We start from the raw sequence: 22401 nt of genomic DNA, 5'->3' as shown, positions 1-22401 counted from the left end.
GTTTGACGGCATGCCGAGCGCCCCTGGCAAGCATTTCGACTCCATCCTGCAGGCAGTGCGGGACCAGACCCACGCACTCCTGGGACGTACCATCTCCTATTCCCCCGAGGCCTGGGCCGCTCCCACCCGGCTGCAGGGATGGACCCGAAGCCATGTTGCGGCGCACCTGATCAAAGGTGCCCGCAGCCTCGCACAGGTGTGCCGGGAACTGCTGGCAGGTTCGTCCGGCAGCCATTACGACTCGGGGCTGGGACGTGACTGCGAACTTCTCGCCATCACCGACGGCCTCCATCTCCAGATCGAACTCGACACGAGCGCAGGCGAACTGGATCCTCTCCTGACCCAGCTGGCTGGCCGGGAGGGTCATGTCCAGTTGCGCCCTGGCCTTAAGGTCGCAATCCGCGACCTTCCCCTCGTACGGCTACGCGAACTGGTGCTGCATAGCTTCGACCTGGAACCAGACGCCTCCAGCCTTGAGGTCACAGACGAGGTGGCCGCCCCCCTGCTGGCTTTCGAGGCCACCTACCTTGCCCGGGGAACCGGTTCCCTGGACATCGAGACCACCCGCGAGCAGGTGCTGCACATCGACGGCCCCAATCCCCCACGCCGCTTAGTGGGTCCCGCGCCAGCGCTGCTCACCTGGCTGGCCCGCGGCATCGAGCTGGAAGAACTGCAGTCCTCGCCCGTAGAGCCCGGACAGGGATAGAGGCCAACCACTAATAACTAAGGCCTACGCTGACTTGACAAAGCTTGTGGCAAGCCCGTTCGATACGTCATCGATAAGATCCGCGGCCTGCTGGGTAGGGGCCGCCCCACCATGAGGATTCTCCCCGGTAAAGGACAAAGATGACGCAACCTCCGAATCAGCCATACGATCCCAACCAGGCGTATAATCCGCAAAGCCAGCAGCCTTACACCCCCGGCCAGCCCTACGACCCCAACCAGGCACAACAGCCCTACAATCCCGGCCAGCCATACGATCCCAACCAGCCACAGCAGCCGTACATGGCGCAGGGAGGCTTCGACCAGCCGAAGAAGAAAAATAATAATGCAGCCGCGGTCATCAAGGTCATCGTGGCCGCCGTGTTCCTTGGACTGGGTGCCTGGGGTTTGTGGAGCCAGTTTCAATCTAGCCAGGCCCTCCAGGTAGGCAAATGCATCGTTGTCTCAGGCACGGCAGACAAAGCCGATCACAAAGAGGTGGATTGCTCAGACAAGACGCAGTTCTCCTTCGAGGTGGCCAAGACCGTAGACAACTCTGACGCCTGCCCCTCCGACATGGTGAGCTACGAGGTAACAAACAGGTCAGGTCGGAGCACCAAAACCCAGAAGGTGGCCTGTCTCATAAGGAATCTGCACCAAGGCGTGTGTTACAAAGTCGACACCAGCAACCAAACTGCACCTCTCGCTGTGACGGAGTGCGGATCGGCAGACGTCAAGGTGACAAAGCGTGTCGATCAGGCAAATGCGTCCTGCGAAAGCGATGAATTGCCTCTCTCCTACGACACGCCTGCCCGCACGTACTGCTTGGCTCCCCCAAGTGATTCCTGACGCATAATCGGCTCATGAGACCGATCGACGAGGTCCGTCGCCAGGTGGCGCCGCTTCACGTGGCGGCTGATTTTTCCCCCTCCGGGGACCAGCCAGCCGCCATCGCGGAATTGGAGCGCCGCATCCGCTCGGGCGAGCAGGATGTGGTGCTCCTCGGCGCGACCGGGACGGGGAAGACCGCGACAGTGGCCTGGCTGGCGGAGCGGCTGCAACGTCCCATCCTGGTGATGCAGCCGAACAAGACCCTGGCCGCGCAGTTCGCCAATGAGCTGCGTCAGTTCTTCCCTGACAATGCCATCGAGTATTTCGTCTCCTACTACGACTACTACCAGCCCGAGGCCTATGTCCCGCAGACGGACACCTATATCGAGAAGGACTCCTCGCTGAATGAGGAGGTGGAGCGGCTCAGGCACTCTGCGACGAGCTCGCTGTTGACGAGGCGCGACTGCGTCGTGGTCGCCACAGTGTCGGCTATCTACGGCCTGGGCACGCCGCAGGAATACCTTGATCAGCGCCTGACCCTGCGCGTCGGCGAGGAATACGAACGTACTGCTCTGCTACGGCATCTGGTGGACATCCAATACAACCGGAATGACCTCACCTCGGAGCGCGGTAATTTCCGGGTACGCGGCGACGTGCTGGAGATCTTCCCCATGTACGAGGAGAATGCCGTGCGCGTCGAGTTCTTCGGTGACGAGATCGAGCGCATCTCCACCCTCGTGCCGCTGACCGGCGAGGTGCTGCGTGATGAGGATGAGATCTACGTCTTCCCGGCCACCCATTACTCCGCGGGCCCCGAACGCATGGAACGCGCCATCGCCGGCATCGAGGCTGAGCTGACGACCCGCCTGCAGGAGCTGGAGGCCCAGGGCAAGCTTTTGGAGGAGCAGCGGCTCCGGATGCGCACCAGCTACGACATCGAGATGATGCGCCAGATCGGCACCTGCTCCGGGATTGAAAACTATTCCCGCCACATCGACGGCCGCGAGGCCGGATCAGCGCCTGCCTGCTTGCTGGACTATTTCCCCGAGGACTTCCTCCTCGTGGTGGACGAGTCCCACGTCACCATTCCGCAGATCGGGGCCATGTATGAGGGCGACGCCTCCCGGAAACGTACTCTCGTGGAACACGGCTTCCGCCTGCCGAGTGCCCTGGACAACCGGCCTTTGAAGTTCGACGAGTTCTGCGAGCGCATCGGGCAGACCGTTTATCTCTCAGCCACCCCCGGTCCCTACGAACTGGAGCGCAGCAGGGGCTTCGTGGAGCAGATCATCCGGCCCACCGGACTGGTGGATCCGGAGATCGTCCTCAAACCGACGAAGGGACAGATCGACGATCTGATCGGGGAGATCCGGACCCGTGCGGAACGCAATGAACGGGTCCTGGTGACCACCCTGACGAAGAAGATGGCCGAGGATCTCACCGACTACCTGATGGCAGCGGGCATCCGGACCCGGTATCTGCACTCCGACATCGACACCCTGAAGCGGGTCGAGCTGTTGCGGGAGCTCCGGCTCGGTGAATACGACGTCCTGGTGGGCATCAACCTGCTCCGGGAGGGCCTGGACCTGCCGGAGGTTTCCCTCGTGGCCATCCTCGATGCCGACAAGGAGGGTTTCCTCCGCTCGGAGCGTTCCCTCATCCAGACCATCGGCCGGGCGGCACGCAATGTCGCCGGGCAGGTGCACATGTACGCGGACACGGTCACGCCGTCGATGGAAGCCGCCATCGGGGAGACCAACCGGAGACGTTCGCGGCAGCTGGCCTACAACACCGAACACGGCATCGATCCTCAGCCGCTGCGGAAGAGGATCGCCGACATCACAGACATGCTGAACCGGGAGGACGCCGACACCGAGGTCCTGCTCGAGGGCCGCCGTGAGAGGGGCCTGAAGGTCAGGGAGCTTCCCGAGCAGGAACTGGCGAAGCTGATCGATGACCTCACCGCGCAGATGCACCAGGCTGCCGCCGACCTCCAATTCGAGCTGGCGGCCCGCCACCGTGACGAGATAGCGGATCTGAAGAAGGAGCTACGGCAGATGATCGAGGCCAACAGATAGGCTCAGGCCTTCGTGGTCTCGTCGGCCATGCGGCAGATGTCCCGCCACAGCGCAGCGACCTGCCTCATGGTCTCGGCGACAGGCCCGGAGCTGTCGATCACGTGTGTGGCCGCGGCCAGGCGTTCCCAGCGGTCAGCCTGGGCAGCGACACGCTGCCTTGCCTCGGTGGACGTCATGCCGTCGCGGCGTGATAGGCGGCGGAGCTGCTCCTCCACGGTGGTGTCCACCACCACGACCACATCGAAATTCTCCTGCTGCCCGGTCTCCACCAGCAGCGGGATGACATGCACCACGAGCGCCCCCTCGGGCGCTATCTTCTCCAGCTCGACGGCCCGGGCACGCACGCGGGGATGGATGATGGCATTCAGGTCGGCGAGCGCCTTGGGATCGGCGAAAACAACGCGGCCGAGTGCGCGCCGGTCCAGGCTGCCATCCGCCGCCAGCACAGAGCCGCCGAAACGGTCGAGGACCTTCTGGAAGCCCTCGGTGCCCGGCGCCACCACCTCACGGGCGAGGACGTCGGCGTCGATGATGAAGGCGCCCAGCCGCTCCAGTTCCCGGGCAACCGTGGATTTGCCCGATGCGATCCCACCCGTCAATCCGATGCGCACGGGTACAGGGTATTACGGAACCTCCAGGAAGGTCAGCTCAGAGGCGTCCCCAACGATCAACGGCCCGAGTTTCTCGTTGAACGTGGCGTTCTCGGGGTCGGCGAGGTGGGCCTCGAAGGCTGCCTCATCCGCGTAGCACTCGACGATGACGAACTGGTTCGGGTTGTCCCGCTCCGTATGCACCGCGAAACGCACCGTCCCCGGCGAAGCATTCACGTGTTCCGCATAGCTGCCGATGAGGCCCGCCACCACGTCGCGCGCCCCGTCCCGGCACTCGAACCTTGCGATGAGGTTCACAGCCATGCCCGCTCCTTCCGCGTTGAAGTTCTAGGTCTGTGTTTTCTCCAGGCTACCTCCTGGCCGGGACGCTTCTCGCTATGCTTTCTCCTGTAGCGGGAGAACCGACCCAGTCGGTGCCGAAGGAGCAACCGCCCCGGAAACTCTCAGGCCCCAGGACCGCGACGACTTGCACACTCTGGAGAGAGACCCGGCAGGGTCCGCCGAAGGATTAAACGATCTCAGGCAGCAGCGACAGAGGGGGCTACGGGTGGGCACCACCCAGCAACGTCGCACGCCGTCAGGAAAGGGGCCTCATGTCACTGTCGACTACCGCATTGAACGCATTACACAGAGAGTTAGGCGGCCGACTGGTGGATTTCGCCGGCTGGGAGCTGCCGGTGCAGTTCACCGGCATCATCGCTGAGCACCAGCACACCAGGCAGTCCGCATCGCTGTTTGATGTCAGCCACATGGGGCAGGTTCTGATCCGCCCCAGGTCGGGGAATCTGACGGATGCCGCAGCCGCCCTGGAGACACTGATACCGGCCAGCGTTGCCGGGCTGGCGCAGGGACGCCAGCGCTACGGCTTGTTCACCAACAGCAACGGCGGGGTTCTGGACGACCTCATGTTCGCCCATCATGGCGACCGCTACTTCCTGGTCGTGAACGCCGCCCGGTCCGGGCACGATCTGGAACTGCTGCGAACGCTGGCAGACGTCACGGTCGAGCATCTAGCCGATCGCTCACTGCTCGCGCTACAGGGCCCCAGGGCTGAGGAGGCGCTGGCCGCGCTCGTCCCAGAGGCTACGCAGCTGAAGTTCATGGACTCCCAGATCCTCACGTGGGATGGCGTCGAGGTCTGGGTCTCCCGCTCCGGGTACACCGGCGAGGATGGCTTCGAGATCTCTGTGCCGAGCCCCGAGGCAGAGAACCTGGCCCGTGCCCTGCTGGAGCCTGACTGGGTGCTGCCGGCCGGTCTCGGGGCCCGCGACTCGCTCCGGCTGGAAGCGGGCATGCCGCTGTACGGGCATGACCTCAGCCCCCAAATCACGCCGGTTGAGGCTGACCTGGGCTGGGCCATCCCGAAGGCACGGCGCCTAGGCGGTTCCCGCGAGGGCGGATTCCCCGGCGCTGAGATCATCTTGAAGCAGCTTGCCGAGGGGGTCACCCGCAAACGAACCGGTCTGCGGGCCGAGGGCAGGGCTCCGGTGCGGGAGGGCGCGAAGCTGTTCCTGTCACCCGAGGACACCGAACCGGTGGCTGAGGTCACATCCGGTGGTTTCGGAGCCACTGTCGGCGGCCCCGTCGCGATGGCGATGCTGCCGCCAGAGGTCCAACCCGGCGCCACGATCTATGCCGAGGTGCGCGGTAAACGCCTTCCCATGACGGTCACCGCACTACCGTTCATCACACCGTCCTACAAACGCTAAGGAGAGAGCATCATGATCAAGTACACCAAGGACCACGACTGGCTCGACAGCGGCGACAACGGAGTTGCTGTGGGTCTGACCGACCATGCCACCAGCGAGCTGGGGGACGTCGTCTACGTGGAGCTTCCCGAGGTCGGGGCCGAAGTCGAGAAGGGGGATGAGATCGTCGTGATCGAGTCCACCAAGGCCACCTCCGGGATCATCGCGCCCTTCGACGGGGTCATCACCGAGGTGAACCAGAAGGTGGCTGACTCCCCCGAGACCGTCAACGAAGACCCTGCCGGGTCGTGGTTCTTCAAGATCCAGCCCAGCGATCCCTCCGCCCTGGACGAGTACCTCGACGAGGCCGAGTACAAGGCGTTGATCGACTGATGAGCAGCTGGAACCCAACCAGTTATGACCCGGATGACTTCGCCAACCGCCGGCACATCGGACCGAGCCCAGCCGAGATGGAGGCCATGCTCTCCACGGTGGGGGTGAGCAGTCTCGACGAGCTGATCGACCAGACAGTGCCCGCTGGCCTGCGTCAGGATGAGCCCCTGGGCTGGGAGCCTTTGACGGAGGGCGCCGTCATAGACGAGCTGCGGAGGATGGCGGCCAGAAACCAGGTCCGGACCTCGATGATCGGCCAGGGCTACTACGGCACCATCACTCCCCCGGCAATCCAGCGCAACATCCTGGAGAATCCGGCGTGGTACACGTCCTACACCCCGTACCAGCCGGAGATCTCGCAGGGCAGGCTCGAGGCGCTGCTGAACTTCCAGACCATGATCAGCGACCTGACCGGCCTGGAGATCGCAAACGCATCCCTGCTGGACGAGGCGACCGCCGCCGCGGAGGCGATGAACATGGCGTTCGCAGCGGGGAAACGTAAAAGGTCACGCTTCTTCGCAGCCGATGACCTGCACCCGCAGATCCTCAGTGTCCTGGCTACCCGGGCTCGGCCGCTGGGCATGGAGCTGGTGATCGGCAAGGCCGAGGAGCTGGAGGCCGATGGACTATTCGGCGCAATCTTTAGCTATCCCGGGACGTTCGGGCAGCTGCGGGATTACACCCGGTGGTGCGAAGCCCTGCACGAGGCAGGCGCCCTGGCGATCGTGGCAGCCGACCTGCTGGCGCTGACGCTGCTGAAGGAGCCGGGCGCGATGGGCTTCGACATCGCGGTGGGCTCGGCTCAGCGTTTCGGCGTCCCGATGGGCTTCGGCGGCCCGCATGCGGCGTTCATGGCCTGTCGCGATGCACTTAAGCGCACCATGCCGGGACGTCTCGTGGGTGTCTCCAAGGACAGCGCGGGCAATCGCGCCTACCGGCTGGCGCTGCAGACCCGGGAGCAACACATCCGCCGCGAGAAGGCGACATCGAATGTCTGCACAGCCCAAGCCCTGCTGGCGGTGATGGCCTCCTTCTACGCGGTCTTCCACGGGCCGGCTGGGCTCAAGGCGATCGGGCAGCGGGTCCATCTGATGGCCGTGACACTGGCGGAGCAGCTACGGGCGGGAGGCGCCATCGTCGAGCCGGACGAGTTCTTCGACACGATCACCGTGCAGGTGGGGGTCGGCCAGGCCGGCATCATCGCCGCGGCCGAGCAGCGGGGAATCAATCTGCGGCGGGTCGGCCGTGACAGGGTGGGAATCTCAGTCGATGAGACCACCACCCTGGAGACTCTCGCCCGGGTACTGGATGCTTTCGGCATCGAACCCGCCCAGGAGCTCAGCCAGGACCCGGCCATTCCAGACTCGCTGCTGCGTACGTCTGAGTACTTGACCCATCCGGTGTTCCACATGAACCGGGCCGAGTCGGAGATGATGCGCTACATGCGCCGCCTCTCTGACCGGGACCTGGCGCTGGACCGGGCGATGATTCCCCTGGGTTCCTGCACCATGAAGCTGAATGCCGCGGTCGAGATGATGCCCATCACCTGGCCGGAGTTCGCAGGCCTGCACCCATTCGCCCCCGCCGCCCAGGCGGAGGGCTACCAGGAGCTGGCGGCGGATCTGGAGACACTGCTCTGCGAGATCACGGGATATGACGCATTCTCGATGCAGCCCAACAGCGGCGCCCAGGGCGAATATGCCGGGCTGCAGGCAATCGCCGCATATCACCGGGCCAACGATGATGACCGCAGCATCTGCCTGATCCCCACCTCCGCCCATGGCACGAACCCGGCTTCGGCGACCATGGCGGGCATGAAGGTGGTCGCGGTGAAGTCCGCGGATAACGGGGACATCGACCTGGATGACTTCGCAGCGAAGGCGGAGGGGGCCGGTGACCAGTTGGCAGCCGTCATGGTCACCTATCCGTCCACACATGGTGTTTTCGAGGACACCATCCGGAAGGTCTGCGACATCACGCACGCCCACGGCGGGCAGGTGTACATCGACGGCGCCAACATGAATGCCCTGGTGGGCCTGGTACGTCCCGGCGACCTGGGAGGCGACGTCAGCCACGTGAACCTGCACAAGACCTTCGCCATCCCGCATGGCGGTGGCGGCCCCGGCATGGGACCCATCGGTGTGAAGGAGCACCTGAGAGCGCACCTGCCAGGCGACCCGTCCAGCGGTGAGGAGGGCGCGGTGTCGGCTGCACCGCTCGGGTCCGCCTCGATCCTGCCAATCTCGTGGGCCTACCTGCGTCTCATGGGCGGACAGGGCCTGACGCAGGCAACCCGGGTGGCGATTCTGAGCGCCAACTACCTGGCGAGCAGGCTTTCCGAGGCCTACCCGGTCCTGTACCAGGGGAAGGGTGGCCGTGTGGCGCACGAGTGCATCGTGGACACACGTATCTTCGCCAAGCACGGGGTCACCGTCGATGACATCGCCAAACGGCTCATCGACCATGGTTTCCACGCCCCCACCATGTCCTTCCCTGTGGCGGGGACGCTGATGGTGGAGCCGACGGAGTCCGAGACGCTTGCTGAACTCGACCGTTTCGTGGCGGCGATGCTGGATATCGCCCGCGAGGCGGATGAGGTGGCGTCGGGACGGGTTGCGGCTAACGAGTCGCCGCTGCGCAGGGCTCCGCACACTGTGGAGGACCTCGTCGCCGACTGGGATCGTCCCTACTCCCGGGAGCAGGGCTGCTTCCCGCCTGGCGCGTTCCGGATCGACAAGTACTGGCCACCGGTGGGCCGCGTGGACAACGCCTATGGTGACCGGCACCTGGTGTGTTCCTGCCCGCCCTGGGAACCAGCCACCGAGTGAGTAAAGAAACGAGTGAGTAAAGACAAGGGTCCCTGTCCTGTGAAGGACGGGGACCCTCATCACATTGCGGATCCGCCCTGGGAAAGGGCTAAGTCCCGCGGGTCAGTTGCTACCGGTCAGCTTCTCGCGGAGAGCCTGCAGGGCCTCATCGGATGCAAGCGATCCCTCGACGGGCTCATCGGAGGTGGAGGCGTAACCGGTACCGGCGGCCGTGGCTGCCTGGCGCTCGGCCTCGGCGGCCTCGGCCACCTGGCGCTTGTGGGCCTCCCAGCGGGCCTGGGCCTCGGCGTACTGCTGCTCCCAGGCGGCCTGCTGCTCCTCATATCCGGGCTTCCACTCGTTGGTCTCCGGATCGAAGCCCTCGGGGTAGATGTAGTTGCCCTGCTCGTCATAGCTGTCGGCCATGCCGTAGAGGGAGGCGTCGAACTCATCGGCAGCAACGTCGACGCCCTCGTTCGCCTGCTTCAGCGACAGGGACACGCGCCGGCGTTCCAGGTCGATGTCGATGACCTTGACCATCACATCGTCGCCGACGGAGACGACCTGTTCCGGGATCTCGACGTGCCGCTCAGCGAGCTCAGAGACGTGTACCAGGCCCTCGATGCCGTCGCCAACGCGGACGAAGGCACCGAATGGGACCAGCTTCGTGACCTTGCCGGGCACGATCTGGCCGATTTGGTGCAGCCGCGCGAAGGTCTGCCACGGATCCTCCTGGGTGGCCTTCAGCGACAGGGAGACGCGCTCGCGGTCCATGTCCACCTCCAGCACCTCGACGGTGACCGGGGGTACCGACCTCGACGACCTCGTTCGGATGATCGATGTGCTTCCAACTCAGCTCGGAGACGTGCACCAGGCCGTCGACACCGCCGAGATCGACGAAGGCGCCGAAATTGACGATGGAGGAGACGACGCCCTTGCGGATCTGGCCCTTCTGCAGCTGGTTGAGGAATGTCTGACGCACCTCGGACTGGGTCTGCTCCAGCCAGGCGCGACGGGACAGAACCACATTGTTGCGGTTCTTGTCGAGTTCGATGATCTTGGCCTCAAGCTCCATGCCGACATAAGGCTGGAGGTCACGGACACGCCGCATCTCCACCAGGGATGCGGGGAGGAAGCCGCGCAGGCCGATGTCAACGATCAGGCCGCCCTTGACGACCTCGATGACAGAACCGGAGACGACGCCGTCCTCTTCCTTGACCTTCTCGATCGTGCCCCAAGCCCGCTCGTACTGGGCACGCTTCTTGGAGAGGATGAGACGCCCCTCCTTGTCTTCCTTCTGCTGGACCAGGGCCTCGATCTCATCGCCGACTTGAACCACGTCGAATGGGTCGACATCGTGTTTGATGGAGAGTTCCTTGGACGGAATGACGCCTTCGGTCTTGTAACCGATGTCAAGGAGAACTTCGTCCCGGTCGACTTTCACGACGGTGCCGGAGACGATGTCACCGTCGTTGAAATACTTGATTGTGGCGTCAACGGCAGCCATGAAGGCTTCCGGGGTGCCGAAATCGTCGACCGCTACGGCCGAAGCCTCAGTGGAGGAGGAGGACATGTAGTAGGGCTTTCACAATAAGGTTTCGCCCTGTGCCCTGTCCTTCATCCCGGGTCGGGATATAGAGGGACTCGGGAATGGGACGCGCCAACCCCACTAGGTCCGAGGGCAAGCAGGCCACAGTGCCCCTTCACCTTATCGTCGAGCCGGGAAGCGGTCAAGAACACTCTAGGGGCAACGTCAAGGGCCCTGTAAAACAGTAGCGCCGGTTGGCCCGGGCTTGGGCAGGGTTTAACCTGTTCCACGTGAATCTCGTCGAAGCTCTTAAAAACCGGAAGGTGCAGATCGGCATAGCCGCAGCTGCCATCCTTCTGGCCGCAGCCCTGACCCTCGTCTGGATCTTCCAGCCCAAGAACAACTCGGACGCCAGCGCCAACCCGTCTACCGCTGCCACCCCCAGCACCAGCGCCGATGGCACGGCAGCCACGACCTCTTCGTCCGACCCATCGGCCTCCGCCAGCCCGGGGGCCTGCGTCGCCCCGGATGAGGCCGGTTTCGAACCGGTCCGCTACTCGATCGAACGCCTCGGCGTCGACGCGAACGTAGTCTCGCTGGGCCACGAGGAGGATGGCGCCATCGCAGCCCCTCCGAAGGACGAACCCAAGACCGCTTCGTGGTGGAACGAGGGACCGAAGGTCGCCACCAATGCCGGCCAGGTAGTCCTGTCGATCCACACCTACCAGAAGGGTGGCGCTGTCGGTAACCAGCTCTACGAAGGTGGCACCAGCCAGCTCCAGGAGGGCGACGTCCTGAAGCTGTATGCGGCCGACGGCCGTGTCGCCTGCTACCAGTACACCGAGGCCAAGAAGATCGCCGTCAGCGACTTCAAGCCGGACTCGGACCTGCTGGAAAGGCGCACTGGCGACCCTACGCTCGCCATCATCGTCTGCTGGGATCACAACGACTCGAACAACGAGTGGGATTCCCGGGTCTTCTTCATGTTCAAGCCCACGACGGCCTGATCCCGATGGGGTTGGCGGCTCAGTGGGCCGCCGTGAACCACGAGTCGCCAACCCCGACCGAGACCTCCAGGGGCACCGCCAGTTCCATGGCGGTGCCCATTTCCTTGCGTACCAGCTGTTCCACCACATCCCGTTCCTCCGGAAACAGTTCCAGGACGAGCTCGTCATGGACCTGCAACAGCATGCGGCTACGCAGCCCGGCGGCCGCTAGCGCCCGTTCAACACCGAGCATCGCCAGCTTGATGATGTCGGCAGCCGACCCCTGGATCGGAGAGTTCAGCGCCGCACGTTCCGCCATCTCACGGCGCTGCCGGTTGCCGGAGCTCAGATCCGGCAGGTAGCGGCGGCGCCCCAGCAGAGTAGACGTGTACCCCCTCTTCCTGGCGTCGGCGACCACATCCGCCAGGTACCGCTGAACACCACCGACGCGGGCCTGATAGATCTCCATCAGCTCCCTCGCCTCCGTGGCTGAGATCCCTAGACGGGTGCTCAGCCCATACGCGCTCAGCCCGTACGCGAGTCCGTAGTTCATTGCCTTGACCCGGGCCCGCATCTGCCCGGTGACTTCATCCGGATCGACGCTGAACAAGATGGCGGCCATCTCCGCATGGAAGTCCCGCCCAGATTTGAAAGCCGCGATCAGTCCCTCATCACCCGAGACATGCGCCATCAGCCGCATCTCGATCTGCGAGTAGTCGGCGCTCATGAGCGCCTCGAATCCCTCACCGGCCACGAAGGCGCTGCGGATACGCCGCCCCAGCTCCGTGCGGATGGGGATGTTCTGCAGGTTCGGGTCCGTAGAGGACAACCGGCCTGTCGCTGCGATGGTCTGCATGTAGGTGGTGTGGATGCGGCCATCTGGCTGGATAGCGGCCAGCAGGCCATCGACGGTCTGCCTTAGCCTGATCCGGTCCCGGTGCGCGAGTAGGTGCTCCAGGAAGGGATGGTGGGTGCGTTCGAAGAGCCATTCGAGCGCCTCGGCGTCGGTAGTGTATCCGGATTTCGTGCGGCGGGTCTTCGGCATGTCGAGTTCGTCGAATAGTACCGACTGCAGCTGTTTGGGAGATCCCAGGTTCACCTCATGCCCCAGCACCTCCCATGCTGCCTGCTGGGCCGCAACCACAGCGGAGTCAAACTCCGAGTGCAAGCCCTCAAGGACATCCCGGTCGACAGCTATGCCGATCCATTCGCAGCTAGCGAGGGTCTGCTGCAACGGCAGCTCAACCCGTTCCAGAAGCTCGGCTGCAGGCTGGGACCCAAGCTCAGGGCGCAGCACCCGGGCAAGCTCGGCGATAGCGCGGGCATTCAGCATGGCGGTCCTGGCGGTGGCCCCCTCGTCCACCTCGAACAACGAGTCCTGGGGATCCGCGGCGGCGGTGGCAACCAGTTCGCGGTGCAGGTGCCGCTGCACCAGATCGGTCAGTTCCTGACCCCGCACATCAGGACGCAGGAGATAGGCTGCGAGCGCGACGTCGAGGACGACCCCACGCAGCTCCCAACCCCTGGCCCAGACCGCGAGCCGTGGTCCCTTTGCGTCGTGGACCACCTTGGGGCGGTCGGCATTGGCCAGCCACTGCGCCACCGCGGCATCGTCGGCTGGGGTCAGGATGCTGGGGTCGATGAAGGCCTCCGGCCCATCGGCGGCAGCCAGTCCGATGCCACGGAGGTCTCCTGTGCCCGATCCCCAATCGCCGACGAAGGCCAGCGCCACCTCACCGGTGGCGTGTTCCTCCAGCCAGGCAGCCACCTCACCGGCTTTCAGTGCTCTCCCGGTCACGTTGAATGTTTCATGCCCACCGGTCTCCCCCGCTTCTTCCCCGGCGCTGTAGAGCTGGGACAGCCGTTCCCGCAGGGTGCGGAACTCCAGGGCAGCGAACAACTGCGTGATGGCCTCCCGGTCCCAGTCACGCCGTTCGGTCTGTGGCAGCTCCACAGGCAGTTCAAGATCCCGCAGCAGGCGATTCAGGCGCCGGTTGCGGCGCACGTCATCAAGATGTTCTCGCAGCGACTGCCCGGCTTTGCCCGGCACCTGCCCGGCACGCTCGATGATGTTCTCGAGGCCGTCGTAGGCAGCGATCCATTTGGCCGCGGTCTTGGGGCCGACCCCGGGCACCCCGGGCAGATTGTCGCTGGTCTCCCCCACCAGCGCGGCCAGCTCAGGGTAGCGCCGCGGCGACACCAGGTATTTCTCCTCCACAGCGGACGGCGTCATCCGCGCCAGGTCGCTGACCCCCTTCCGCGGATACAGCACAGTGGTGCGGTCGGTGACCAGTTGCAGGGCATCCCGGTCCCCTGTGGAGATCAGCACCTCATAGCCGTCGGCCTCCGCACGCGTCGCAAGGGTGGCGATGATGTCGTCCGCCTCGTAGCCGGGAAGCTCGGTGTGCGCTATCCGCAGACCATCGAGCACCTCCTTGATCAGCTCCACCTGCCCCCTGAACTCCTGAGGCGACGCACTCCTGGTGGCCTTGTAGTCCGGGTAGGACTCATTGCGGAAAGATTCCCTCCCTGCATCGAAGGCCACAGCCACATGGCTCGGCTTCTCCGCAGCCAGCAGCCCGATCAGCATAGAGACGAAGCCATGCACCGCATTCGTGTGCTGCCCCGTCGAGGTCTGGAAATTCTCAGCTGGCAGGGCGAAGAAGGCCCGGTAGGCCATGGAGTGTCCGTCGATGAGCAGCAGGCGATTCACGCCCCCAATCTACTGTGCGAAACTGACGGTCATGACCTACGCCACCGAGGTGCCCCATTCCCCGCTGCATGAAAAACTGGGAATCAAGATCATCCAGGCCAGTTCCCACGAGGTGATCGGCACCATGCCGGTACCGGGCAACACACAGCCCGCCGGGGTGCTGCACGGCGGGGCGACCGCCGCTCTGGTGGAGGGACTGGCCTCAATTGCCGCCTCGATGCACGCGCAGCCGGAACGCATCGCGGTGGGAGTCGACCTGAACGTGACGCATCTGCGACCCGCGATTTCGGGCAAGGTCACGGGAAAGACCACACCCGTCCGTCTCGGCAGGAGAACCACCGTCCACACGGTGGAGATCTACGACTCCACCGGAGAGCTGATCGCCGTCGGCCGCCTCACCTGCCAGCTGATCGCGCCACGCGGACAGGACTCCCTGGCCCGCGACAGACCACGGCTCCAGGAACGGTGAGACCACCGCCCAGAGACGGCCAGCCCCCAGAGTCAATCGTTTTCCAGTAGGTAAGCAGGAGCCGGTGGTGCTCACCAGCGATAGCCCAGGGACCAGAGGTAATGGTGTGCAATTGCGCCCATTCGTGCCGGCAGGAGCTGCCGGTCACTTCTTCCGTTTGTGGGAGATAACCCCTTCGGCGACCTCGCGCATCGACTTGCGCAGGTCCATGGCGGTCTTCTGGATCCAGCGGAACGCCTCAGGCTCGGTGAGTCCCAGTCCCTCCTGCAGCATGCCCTTGGCCTGGTCGATGATCTTCCGGGACTCGAAACGGTCCTCTAGGTTCGCCAGCTCCTCCTCGATGGCCCTGAGCTCGGCGAAGCGCCCGATGGCGACTTCGATGGCAGGCACCACCTCATTGGCTCCGAAAGGCTTGACGAGATACCCCATCACCCCCGCGTCGCGCGCTCGCTCAACCAGCTCACGCTCGCTGAAAGCTGTGAGCATCAGGATAGGAGCAATACGTTCCTCCCCAATGATCTCGGCCGCGGTGATGCCGTCCATTCCCGGCATCTTCACGTCCATGATGATCAGATCAGGCTCCAGTTCCCGGGCAAGCTTCACAGCTTCTTCACCGTTGATAGCCTGCCCCACAACTTCAAAACCTTCGTCGGTCAGCAACTCCACCAAGTCGAGGCGGATAAGCGCCTCATCCTCGGCGATGAGCACCTTCTTTGGCCGCGTCTGGCCCATGCTTCTAGCTCCATTCCCCTTCGAGTGGACCGATTAGGTCTCCAAGACATGGATTCAGCAGGCATTCTAGCGCGCCACTAGGGGTTTGGGCGAAGAAACGTGCATTTGTGGCACAATGGTCCCTGTTGCCCGGGTGGCGGAATGGTAGACGCGGCTGACTCAAAATCAGTTGGCCTTGACGGGCCGTAGGGGTTCGAATCCCCTGCCGGGTACAAAGCAGCGGGGAGCCTGGATATAGGCTTCCCCGCTGTCTCGGATTCCGGTCGGTTCAGGCGTCTGCCTCGCCCTTGGCCTTGACCTTGTGGACGCGCAGGTTGTTCGTCTTGCCGGGAACCCCCATCGGAGAACCGGACAGGATGACGATGCGCTCCCCGACCTCGATCATGCCGCGTTCCCGGAGGAACGCATCGACGGTCTCCACCATCTGCTCCTGGACCGTGAAGTCCGGGGTGATGTGAGCCTCAACCCCCCAGGTCAGCGTCATGGCCTGGCGGGTGGTCACCTCGGGGGTGAACACCAGCAACGGCGGTGAGGGGCGCAGCCTCGACAGTCGGCGGGCCGTGTCACCGGACTTGGTGAAGGCCACGAGGTAACGTGCCCCGACGCGCCGGGTCACCTCCACGGCAGCATGCGCGAGGACGCCCCCCGTGGTGTGAGGATCCCAGTCGATGGTGTGGATCTCGGCATGGCCATCGTGCTCCGTCGCCTCGACGATCCGGGCCATGGTCTGGACGGCCTGCACCGGGTAGTCGCCAACCGAGGTCTCACCGGAGAGCATGACGCCATCCGCCCCGTCAAGGATCGCGTTCGCGACGTCGGACGCCTCCGCGCGAGTGGGCCGCGGCGAGGAAATCATGGACTCCAGCATCTGAGTTGCGACGATCACCGGTTTAGCCCACTTGCGCGCAGCGCGGATGATCTGCTTCTGCACTAGCGGAACGTCTTCGAGCGGTAGCTCGACACCCAGGTCGCCTCGGGCCACCATAAAAGCATCGAAGGCATCGACGATCTCCTGGAGGTTCGCGATTGCCTGCGGCTTCTCCAGCTTCGCGATCACCGGAAGCCGACGTCCCTCCTCGTCCATGATCTCATGGACCCTTTTGATGTCATCGCCGCTACGCACGAAGGACAAAGCGATCATGTCGATGTCCTTGGAGAGCGCCCAGCGCAGATCTCGCTCGTCCTTCTCACTCATGGCCGGGACGGAGACAGCGACCCCCGGCAGGTTGATTCCCTTGTTGTTCGACACCTCACCGGGGACGACGACTTCACAGAGCACATCGGTGGAGGTGACCTCCAGGGCACGCATCCCCACCTTGCCATCGTCGATCAGGATCTGGTCCCCGGGCTTGACGTCCCCAGGAAGTCCCTTGAATGTGGTGGAGCAGCGCTCCTTGATACCGAGGATGTCTTCAGTGGTGATGGTGAAACGATCCCCGCGTTCGAGGTAGTGTTTCTGGTCATCGGCGAACTTGCCGAGACGGATCTTGGGGCCCTGGAGATCAGCCAGGACACCCAGGGTGCGGCCGGTGATCCTTGAGGCTTCCCTCACAGCCGCAAGACGGCCTTCGTGCTCGTCGTAGTCCCCATGGCTCATGTTGAGGCGGGCAACGTTCATTCCGGCATTGACGAGTTCAACGAGGCGGTCAGTCGTATTGGCAGACGGACCAAGAGTACAAACGATCTTTGCTTTACGCACGACGTCACCCTACCTCACGAGCTCAGCCCGCCCTCACCTCACCCAAGGCGTGTTCGAGGTCCTGCGGCGGCTTCGACTCGAACTCCACACGGTCCCCATCCACCGGGTGCTCGAAGGCCAGGCGGGTGGCGTGTAGCCACTGTCGCTCCAAGCCGAGCCGGCTCGCAAGCACCGGGTCCGACCCGTATAGCGGATCCCCGCAGCAGGGATGCCCGATGGCGGCGAAGTGAACCCGGATCTGATGAGTACGCCCTGTCTCCAGGCTGACTTCGACGAGGGTCGCTGCCCGGTGCGCCTCAAGAGCTTCGTAGTGCGTCACTGACTCCCGGCCGCCTTCGACTATCGCCATCTTCCATTCGTGCCCAGGATGTCGCCCGATGGGCGCATCGATGGTTCCTGAGAACGGGTCAGGATGTCCCTGCACCAGCGCCTGGTAGGTCTTGTCCACCGCCTTGTCCCGGAAAGCCTGTTTCAGCACCGAGTAGGCCCGCTCGGAACGGGCCAGCACCATCAAACCGGATGTGCCGACGTCAAGCCGTGAGACCACGCCCTGTCGTTCGGGAGCACCTGAGGTGGCGATGGCCACCCCTGCCGCGGCGAGATGCTCCGTGACCGACGGCCCTTCCCATCCCAGGCTCGGGTGAGCGGCGACACCGGCTGGTTTATCCACCACCACGATGTCCCTGTCCTCGTGGATGATCTCCAGCCCATCAGCGAGGCGCGGCCGGGTCACGGCATGGGTGGGCCGGGGGTCTGTGACCAGCTCCAGCATCGATCCACCGGCCACGGTCCGGGAAGCCCTCCCGACGGCCTCACCATCCAGCAGCACCCCACCGGAGGCGATCAGCTCGGCGATACGGGAGCGGCTGTGTCCCGTCACACGGGCTGCGGCTACATCAATCCGCTCCCCCGCCAGGGCATCCGGCACCAGAAACACAGTCATATCGTCTCGGATTTTTTCTTCTCGTTGGGGCCGCGGAAGCTGAGCAGGATGATCAGGCCCGCCGCGGTGGTGATACAGATGTCCGCCACGTTGAAGATGGCGAAGTGCGGAAGCTGGATGAAGTCGACCACATGCCCGAGAAGAGGCCCGGGAGCCCGGAAAAGCCGGTCATACAGGTTGCCCGAGATGCCTGCCATCAACAGGCCGAGGGCGACCGCCTGGGGCATCGTGCGAATCCTGCCCAGGCCGAAGAAAACACACGCCAGCAGGGCGGTTATCGCGAAGATGCTGAGCACCAGCGTCATCGAGGTGCCAAGACTGAAGGCAGCCCCTGGATTGAAGGTCAGCGTGAAACGTAGGAAGGTGCCGACGACGTCGACCGGGCGCCCAGGCGTCAGACTAGCCTGCACCGCCCCCTTGGAAACCTGATCTACTCCCAGCCCCAGCAACGCCACACCGACAGCAAGCAGGGCAGGAAGCCTGCGGCTCAGCGCCGTTCCTCGCGCTGCTTGCAGGCAACGCACATGGTCGCCCGCGGGAAAACCTGCAGCCTGCCCTTACCGATCGGCTCACCGCATACTTCGCAGAGCCCGTATTGCCCCTCGTCGAATAGATGGAGGGCAAGCCTCGCCTGATCAGCCATCTCCCGGGCATTCTGCGCCAGGGAGAGCTCCTGGTCCCGTTCGAAGTTGGAGGAACCGACATCGGCAGGGTCACGCCCCGCACCGTCATTGCCCTGCAGGAGAAGATCACTGAGTTCGCTGTCGGTGGCGGCCACCTTCTTGTCGAGTCTCTCCAGCTCCTCGACGAGGACTTCTCGCTGCTCCTGGATCTCCTCCGCCGTCCATGGCTCCTCACCGCCGCGGACGGGAAGAATCACGGACTCTGAAGGTTTGGTGGATGGCATTGTTTTCCTTGGGGGTTAAGTGATGGTCCGGCGAGATTACACCCTCGCCGGACCATCAACCAGTCGTCTTTTCGCGTGCTTATCAGGCCAGGCGGTCCTGAGCAGCTAGGGCATCAAGACGCGGCGTCCGGGAGCGCTCGGCGAGCTCAGGGATGTCCAAGGGCTCCGGTAGGTTCTGGTCAAGGGTCTCAAGATGCCGAGACAGGTAGCCGCGCATGTTTTCGCGGTACGTGGCTTCGAATCCGCGCAGTGCGGCGACCTTCTGGGTGAGAACGCCCTTCTCCCGTTCGAGCTCGGCGAACAGCTCAGTGCGACGTCGATCCACCTCGCCGTTGACGCGATCCGCCCGGCTCTGGGCGTCGCGAGTCATCTGCTCCGCAGTGACACGCGCCTCGGACTCGATGCGCTCGGCTCGGGTGCGGGCATCCGTCGTGATCTCGTAGGCCTGCTGTTTGGCCTCGTTGAGTTTGCGCTGAGCCTCGTTGTTGGCTTCGTCCACGAGACGCTCGGCCTGCTCTGTGGCAAGAGAGACCAGGCGTACGACCGCCGGGGTGGCCTCCTCGCGGGTGGCTACCTGGAGGGTCTCCGTGTTGCCGGACAAGTGGCTGACACGAGAGCTGCTGCGAGCCTCGTCAAGTTCACGACGTGCGCGGTCGAGCTCGCTACGCAGGCGCTCGTTGTCCTGGGTGAGCTGCGCCACGCGCTTGTCGTCCAGCTGCCCGGGGGAGGCTACGGGGGCCTGCTGCTGCTTGGCCTGCTGGGCGACCTGGTTGCGTAGACGCTCGACCTCAGTACGGAGCGAGGTTATCTCGTGGTCCTTGGCCGCCAGCGCCTCGTCGTTGCCCGCAGGGGCTGAGTCCCCTGTGGTGCGGGCCGCTTCCACCTCGCGGCGGAGCAGGTCCCGCTCGTTCTCGAACTGAGCGAACGACTCCTCCACCTTGTCGATGAAAGTGTCGACGTCACCGACCTCGTATCCGGTGGCACCGCGGCGTGCCATCCGGAACCGGACTCGGCGAACCTCTTCCAGGGTCAGGCTCATCTTTACTCCCACACGGTTGAAGAATCCTGTGCCCAAACCTGAGAAACTCTGGGCACAACGTTAAGGTTACTCTAATACTTCACCAGATCCAACGCCGATGAAACCGCGACACGCCCAGATCAGAACGGGATCCAGAGAACAAACACCGTGAGGAACTGCACCAGCAGGAACAGCACCAGCACGGCGAGATCCAGTGCGACCGATCCGAGCCGCACTGGCTTGATAAACGATCTCAGCAGCCTCAGGGGCGGGTCGGTGACGAAGTAGACGGCCTCCACGAGCACCAGGAAAAACCCACGGGGCGTCCACCCAGGATTAGCCAAGGGAACCCAGGACAGGACGACCCGCGCCAGCAGGATCAGCAGGTAGGTCCGCAGGACCCACACCAGTACCAGGGCGACCACGGGTCAGCTCTGGTTGAAGAAACCGCCGGTGGCCAGCTTCTGCTTGTCCTCCGGCCCGACCACAAGATTGTGCGGGCACAGTAGGAAGACTTGGCTGGAGATGCGTTCGATATTGCCGCGCAGACCGAAGATCAGCCCAGCCGCGAAGTCCACGAGCCGTTTGTCCTCGCCGCGCTCCATGTCGGAGAGGTTCATGATGACGGGAATGCCGTCACGGTAGTTCTCTCCGATGGAGCGAGCCTCGTTGTAGCTCCTGGGCCGCACGTAGATGATCCGGCTGAGGTCCGTCACCTGACGGGGCTCGGGGGCCGGGCTGGGCACGGGCGCTGGGGCTGGCGCAGGTGCCGGGCTGGGCGCAGGAGCCGCCGCTGCGGCAGGCTCAGGCCTGACGGCATGCGGGCGGCGGTGGATCCTGGCCACTGGCTTGGGACTGGCGGCGGGTTTGGGCTCGGGTTCCGGCTCCACGTACTCATCCACTGAGTACTCCTCGGACAGCTCATCTTTCGGGTCGCTGTAACGACCGTCCTCAACGAGGCCCATCCATTCGGCCAGCTTACGTACACCCACGGCACGCCTCCCTCAAACGCTTTCGCACGAGACTACAGACAGGCTGCCCGGAACCGGAGACAATGGCAGCCGACACGCCGTCACTTCATGAAGTCGGGAACATCCAGATCGTCATCGTCGTCGGCCCGCAGCGGTCGTGGCTGGGGCGGCTCTGGCCGGGAGATGGGCATGGGGGCGACGGGAGGTGCAGCTGGTGGCTGCTGGGGCTGGCGGGGCCCGTTGAGCGGCGTCGCACCTGCCAGGCCACCCATAGCGGCGGCGCGCGGGGGCTGGTTGCGGGTGTGCTCGACACGAGCGGGACGAGGCTGCGGATGCCCACCGTCAAAGCCGGCCGCGATAACGGTGATCCTGACCTCATCTCCGAGGGCGTCGTCGATGACTGTGCCGAAGATGATATTCGCCTCGTCGTGGGCTGCCTCCTCGATGAGCTGAGCCGCGGCCGAGACCTCAAACAGGCCGAGATCCGAACCGCCTGCGATCGACAGCAGCACCCCATGGGCGCCATCGATGCTGGCCTCCAGCAGCGGCGAAGATATGGCCATCTCGGCGGCGGCACGAGCCCGGTCCTCGCCACGCGCAGACCCGATGCCCATCAGGGCCGAGCCTGCCTGGCTCATGATCGACTTGACGTCCGCGAAGTCCAGGTTGATCAGGCCGGGGGTGGTGATCAGGTCGGTAATACCCGAGACGCCCTGCATCAGGACCTGGTCCGCCTGCTTGAAAGCGTCAAGGATGGCCACCTGGTGGTCGGTCATCTGCAGCAGTTTGTCGTTCGGGATGACGATCAGGGTGTCCACCTCCTCCCGCAGCGACTCGATCCCAGAGTCAGCCTGGGTTGCCCGGCGGCGCCCCTCAAAGGAGAAGGGGCGAGTCACCACACCAATGGTGAGCGCCCCCAGGGAACGGGCAATCTTGGCGACGATGGGAGCGGCTCCTGTGCCGGTGCCACCCCCCTCACCCGCAGTCACGAAGACCATGTCGGCCCCCTTCAGAGCCTCCTCGATGTCCTCGGCGTGGTCTTCGGCGGCCTGACGTCCTTTGGACGGGTCCGCGCCAGCCCCCAGGCCACGGGTCAGCTCCCGTCCAACATCGAGCTTGACGTCGGCGTCGCTCATGAGCAATGCCTGAGCATCGGTATTGACGGCGATGAACTCGACGCCGCGCAGCCCGGCCTCGATCATTCGATTGACGGCGTTCACACCGCCGCCGCCGACGCCAACGACCTTTATAACTGCCAGGTAGTTCTGAGATGCGCTTGCCATGACCGCCATTCCTGTCCTTGTAGTCGAAAAGAAGGCTAGGGG

At 64.3% G+C, this 22401-nt stretch carries 19 protein-coding genes, 1 tRNA gene, 2 pseudogenes and 2 riboswitches; of the genes and pseudogenes, 9 read left to right on the top strand and 13 right to left on the bottom strand.

The window, feature by feature from the left end:
- The first annotated feature begins 10 nt into the window (after positions 1-10).
- The 3 genes from SK1NUM_RS06130 to uvrB all read left to right on the top strand — a co-directional run bounded on the left by SK1NUM_RS06130 (position 11) and on the right by uvrB (position 3611).
- Positions 11-706 (top strand): maleylpyruvate isomerase family mycothiol-dependent enzyme, encoded by a 696-nt coding sequence (locus SK1NUM_RS06130; RefSeq protein WP_212326687.1) that lies wholly within the window; start codon positions 11-13, stop codon positions 704-706.
- A 140-nt stretch (positions 707-846) separates the two neighbouring features.
- Complete coding sequence (locus SK1NUM_RS06125; protein WP_212326685.1) at positions 847-1551, top strand: LppU/SCO3897 family protein; 705 nt, start codon at positions 847-849, stop codon at positions 1549-1551.
- A 14-nt stretch (positions 1552-1565) separates the two neighbouring features.
- Entirely contained in the window at positions 1566-3611 is a 2046-nt protein-coding gene (gene uvrB, locus SK1NUM_RS06120; RefSeq protein WP_212326683.1) for an excinuclease ABC subunit UvrB, read from the top strand.
- A gap of 2 nt (positions 3612-3613) precedes the next feature.
- Here uvrB and coaE read toward each other — a convergent pair whose 3' ends face one another.
- Positions 3614-4222, bottom strand: a complete 609-nt coding sequence (gene coaE, locus SK1NUM_RS06115; protein ID WP_212326681.1) for a dephospho-CoA kinase — start codon at positions 4220-4222, stop codon at positions 3614-3616.
- 12 nt (positions 4223-4234) lie between these two features.
- Positions 4235-4525: a putative quinol monooxygenase gene (locus SK1NUM_RS06110; protein WP_212326679.1), complete on the bottom strand. Its 291-nt coding sequence runs from the start codon at positions 4523-4525 to the stop codon at positions 4235-4237.
- A gap of 80 nt (positions 4526-4605) precedes the next feature.
- Positions 4606-4691, top strand: a riboswitch (glycine riboswitch).
- Positions 4692-4767, top strand: a riboswitch (glycine riboswitch).
- A 48-nt stretch (positions 4768-4815) separates the two neighbouring features.
- Here SK1NUM_RS06110 and gcvT point away from each other — a divergent pair.
- The 3 genes from gcvT to gcvP are packed head-to-tail and all read left to right on the top strand — an operon-like array spanning position 4816 to position 9131.
- Positions 4816-5931 carry a glycine cleavage system aminomethyltransferase GcvT gene (gcvT, locus tag SK1NUM_RS06105; RefSeq protein ID WP_212326677.1) on the top strand — a complete coding sequence of 372 codons (1116 nt, stop codon included), beginning with the start codon at positions 4816-4818 and terminating at the stop codon, positions 5929-5931.
- Between the two features lie 12 nt (positions 5932-5943).
- Positions 5944-6303: a glycine cleavage system protein GcvH gene (gene gcvH / locus SK1NUM_RS06100; RefSeq protein ID WP_212326675.1), complete on the top strand. Its 360-nt coding sequence runs from the start codon at positions 5944-5946 to the stop codon at positions 6301-6303.
- Positions 6303-9131 (top strand): aminomethyl-transferring glycine dehydrogenase, encoded by a 2829-nt coding sequence (gene gcvP / locus SK1NUM_RS06095; RefSeq protein WP_212326673.1) that lies wholly within the window; start codon positions 6303-6305, stop codon positions 9129-9131. Before gcvH ends, gcvP begins: the two co-directional genes overlap by 1 nt.
- A gap of 102 nt (positions 9132-9233) precedes the next feature.
- Here the strand turns inward: gcvP and rpsA are convergent.
- A pseudogene (rpsA, locus tag SK1NUM_RS06090) lies at positions 9234-10683 on the bottom strand (30S ribosomal protein S1).
- Between the two features lie 245 nt (positions 10684-10928).
- Here rpsA and SK1NUM_RS06085 point away from each other — a divergent pair.
- Complete coding sequence (locus tag SK1NUM_RS06085; protein WP_212326664.1) at positions 10929-11645, top strand: class F sortase; 717 nt, start codon at positions 10929-10931, stop codon at positions 11643-11645.
- A 19-nt stretch (positions 11646-11664) separates the two neighbouring features.
- On the opposite strand, the gene polA is transcribed toward SK1NUM_RS06085, so the two are convergent.
- Positions 11665-14337 (bottom strand): DNA polymerase I, encoded by a 2673-nt coding sequence (polA, locus tag SK1NUM_RS06080; protein ID WP_212326662.1) that lies wholly within the window; start codon positions 14335-14337, stop codon positions 11665-11667.
- 31 nt (positions 14338-14368) lie between these two features.
- Between polA and SK1NUM_RS06075 the strand changes: the two genes are divergently transcribed.
- Entirely contained in the window at positions 14369-14806 is a 438-nt protein-coding gene (locus SK1NUM_RS06075) for a PaaI family thioesterase (protein ID WP_212326660.1), read from the top strand.
- 144 nt (positions 14807-14950) lie between these two features.
- On the opposite strand, the gene SK1NUM_RS06070 is transcribed toward SK1NUM_RS06075, so the two are convergent.
- The gene (locus SK1NUM_RS06070) at positions 14951-15538 is read right to left on the bottom strand and encodes an ANTAR domain-containing response regulator (RefSeq protein WP_212326658.1); all 588 of its coding nucleotides are present in this window, start codon (positions 15536-15538) and stop codon (positions 14951-14953) included.
- 127 nt (positions 15539-15665) lie between these two features.
- On the opposite strand from SK1NUM_RS06070, the gene SK1NUM_RS06065 reads away from it, so the two are divergent.
- Positions 15666-15750: transfer RNA gene (locus SK1NUM_RS06065), tRNA-Leu, on the top strand.
- Positions 15751-15806: 56 nt separating this feature from the next.
- Here SK1NUM_RS06065 and pyk read toward each other — a convergent pair.
- The 8 genes and pseudogenes from pyk to ftsZ all read right to left on the bottom strand — a co-directional run.
- The gene (gene pyk / locus SK1NUM_RS06060; protein ID WP_212326656.1) at positions 15807-17237 is read right to left on the bottom strand and encodes a pyruvate kinase; all 1431 of its coding nucleotides are present in this window, start codon (positions 17235-17237) and stop codon (positions 15807-15809) included.
- Between the two features lie 22 nt (positions 17238-17259).
- Positions 17260-18180, bottom strand: coding sequence for an RluA family pseudouridine synthase (locus SK1NUM_RS06055; protein WP_212326649.1), 921 nt, complete (start codon positions 18178-18180; stop codon positions 17260-17262).
- Positions 18177-18704 (bottom strand): signal peptidase II, encoded by a 528-nt coding sequence (lspA, locus tag SK1NUM_RS06050; RefSeq protein ID WP_212326646.1) that lies wholly within the window; start codon positions 18702-18704, stop codon positions 18177-18179. Before lspA ends, SK1NUM_RS06055 begins: the two co-directional genes overlap by 4 nt.
- Complete coding sequence (locus tag SK1NUM_RS06045; RefSeq protein ID WP_212326644.1) at positions 18668-19087, bottom strand: TraR/DksA family transcriptional regulator; 420 nt, start codon at positions 19085-19087, stop codon at positions 18668-18670. Before SK1NUM_RS06045 ends, lspA begins: the two co-directional genes overlap by 37 nt.
- An 82-nt stretch (positions 19088-19169) precedes the next feature.
- The gene (locus SK1NUM_RS06040; RefSeq protein WP_212326642.1) at positions 19170-20126 is read right to left on the bottom strand and encodes a DivIVA domain-containing protein; all 957 of its coding nucleotides are present in this window, start codon (positions 20124-20126) and stop codon (positions 19170-19172) included.
- Positions 20127-20245: 119 nt separating this feature from the next.
- Positions 20246-20530 (bottom strand): YggT family protein, encoded by a 285-nt coding sequence (locus tag SK1NUM_RS06035; protein WP_212326640.1) that lies wholly within the window; start codon positions 20528-20530, stop codon positions 20246-20248.
- A 3-nt stretch (positions 20531-20533) separates the two neighbouring features.
- On the bottom strand, positions 20534-21070 hold the full coding sequence (locus SK1NUM_RS06030) for a cell division protein SepF (RefSeq protein ID WP_212327534.1): 537 nt from the start codon (positions 21068-21070) through the stop codon (positions 20534-20536).
- A 316-nt stretch (positions 21071-21386) separates the two neighbouring features.
- A pseudogene (gene ftsZ, locus SK1NUM_RS06025) lies at positions 21387-22359 on the bottom strand (cell division protein FtsZ); the annotation flags it as partial.
- Between the last annotated feature and the right edge of the window lie 42 nt (positions 22360-22401).

The organism is Arachnia rubra (assembly GCF_019973735.1).
GTDB classification, from domain to species: domain Bacteria; phylum Actinomycetota; class Actinomycetes; order Propionibacteriales; family Propionibacteriaceae; genus Arachnia; species Arachnia rubra.
This window is presented reverse-complemented; position numbering and strand designations above follow the sequence as displayed.

Excerpts from the sequence above, each read along its gene's own strand:
- SK1NUM_RS06055 (WP_212326649.1), bottom strand. The coding sequence starts at position 18,180 with ATGACTGTGTTTCTGGTGCCGGATGCCCTGGCGGGGGAGCGGATTGAT.
- SK1NUM_RS06030 (WP_212327534.1), bottom strand. The coding sequence starts at position 21,070 with ATGGGCCTCGTTGAGGACGGTCGTTACAGCGACCCGAAAGATGAGCTG.
- SK1NUM_RS06070 (WP_212326658.1), bottom strand. The coding sequence starts at position 15,538 with ATGGGCCAGACGCGGCCAAAGAAGGTGCTCATCGCCGAGGATGAGGCG.
- uvrB (WP_212326683.1), top strand. The coding sequence starts at position 1,566 with ATGAGACCGATCGACGAGGTCCGTCGCCAGGTGGCGCCGCTTCACGTG.
- SK1NUM_RS06110 (WP_212326679.1), bottom strand. The coding sequence starts at position 4,525 with ATGGCTGTGAACCTCATCGCAAGGTTCGAGTGCCGGGACGGGGCGCGC.
- gcvP (WP_212326673.1), top strand. The coding sequence starts at position 6,303 with ATGAGCAGCTGGAACCCAACCAGTTATGACCCGGATGACTTCGCCAAC.
- SK1NUM_RS06125 (WP_212326685.1), top strand. The coding sequence starts at position 847 with ATGACGCAACCTCCGAATCAGCCATACGATCCCAACCAGGCGTATAAT.
- SK1NUM_RS06130 (WP_212326687.1), top strand. The coding sequence starts at position 11 with ATGCCGAGCGCCCCTGGCAAGCATTTCGACTCCATCCTGCAGGCAGTG.
- SK1NUM_RS06045 (WP_212326644.1), bottom strand. The coding sequence starts at position 19,087 with ATGCCATCCACCAAACCTTCAGAGTCCGTGATTCTTCCCGTCCGCGGC.
- SK1NUM_RS06040 (WP_212326642.1), bottom strand. The coding sequence starts at position 20,126 with ATGAGCCTGACCCTGGAAGAGGTTCGCCGAGTCCGGTTCCGGATGGCA.
- SK1NUM_RS06075 (WP_212326660.1), top strand. The coding sequence starts at position 14,369 with ATGACCTACGCCACCGAGGTGCCCCATTCCCCGCTGCATGAAAAACTG.
- gcvH (WP_212326675.1), top strand. The coding sequence starts at position 5,944 with ATGATCAAGTACACCAAGGACCACGACTGGCTCGACAGCGGCGACAAC.
- gcvT (WP_212326677.1), top strand. The coding sequence starts at position 4,816 with ATGTCACTGTCGACTACCGCATTGAACGCATTACACAGAGAGTTAGGC.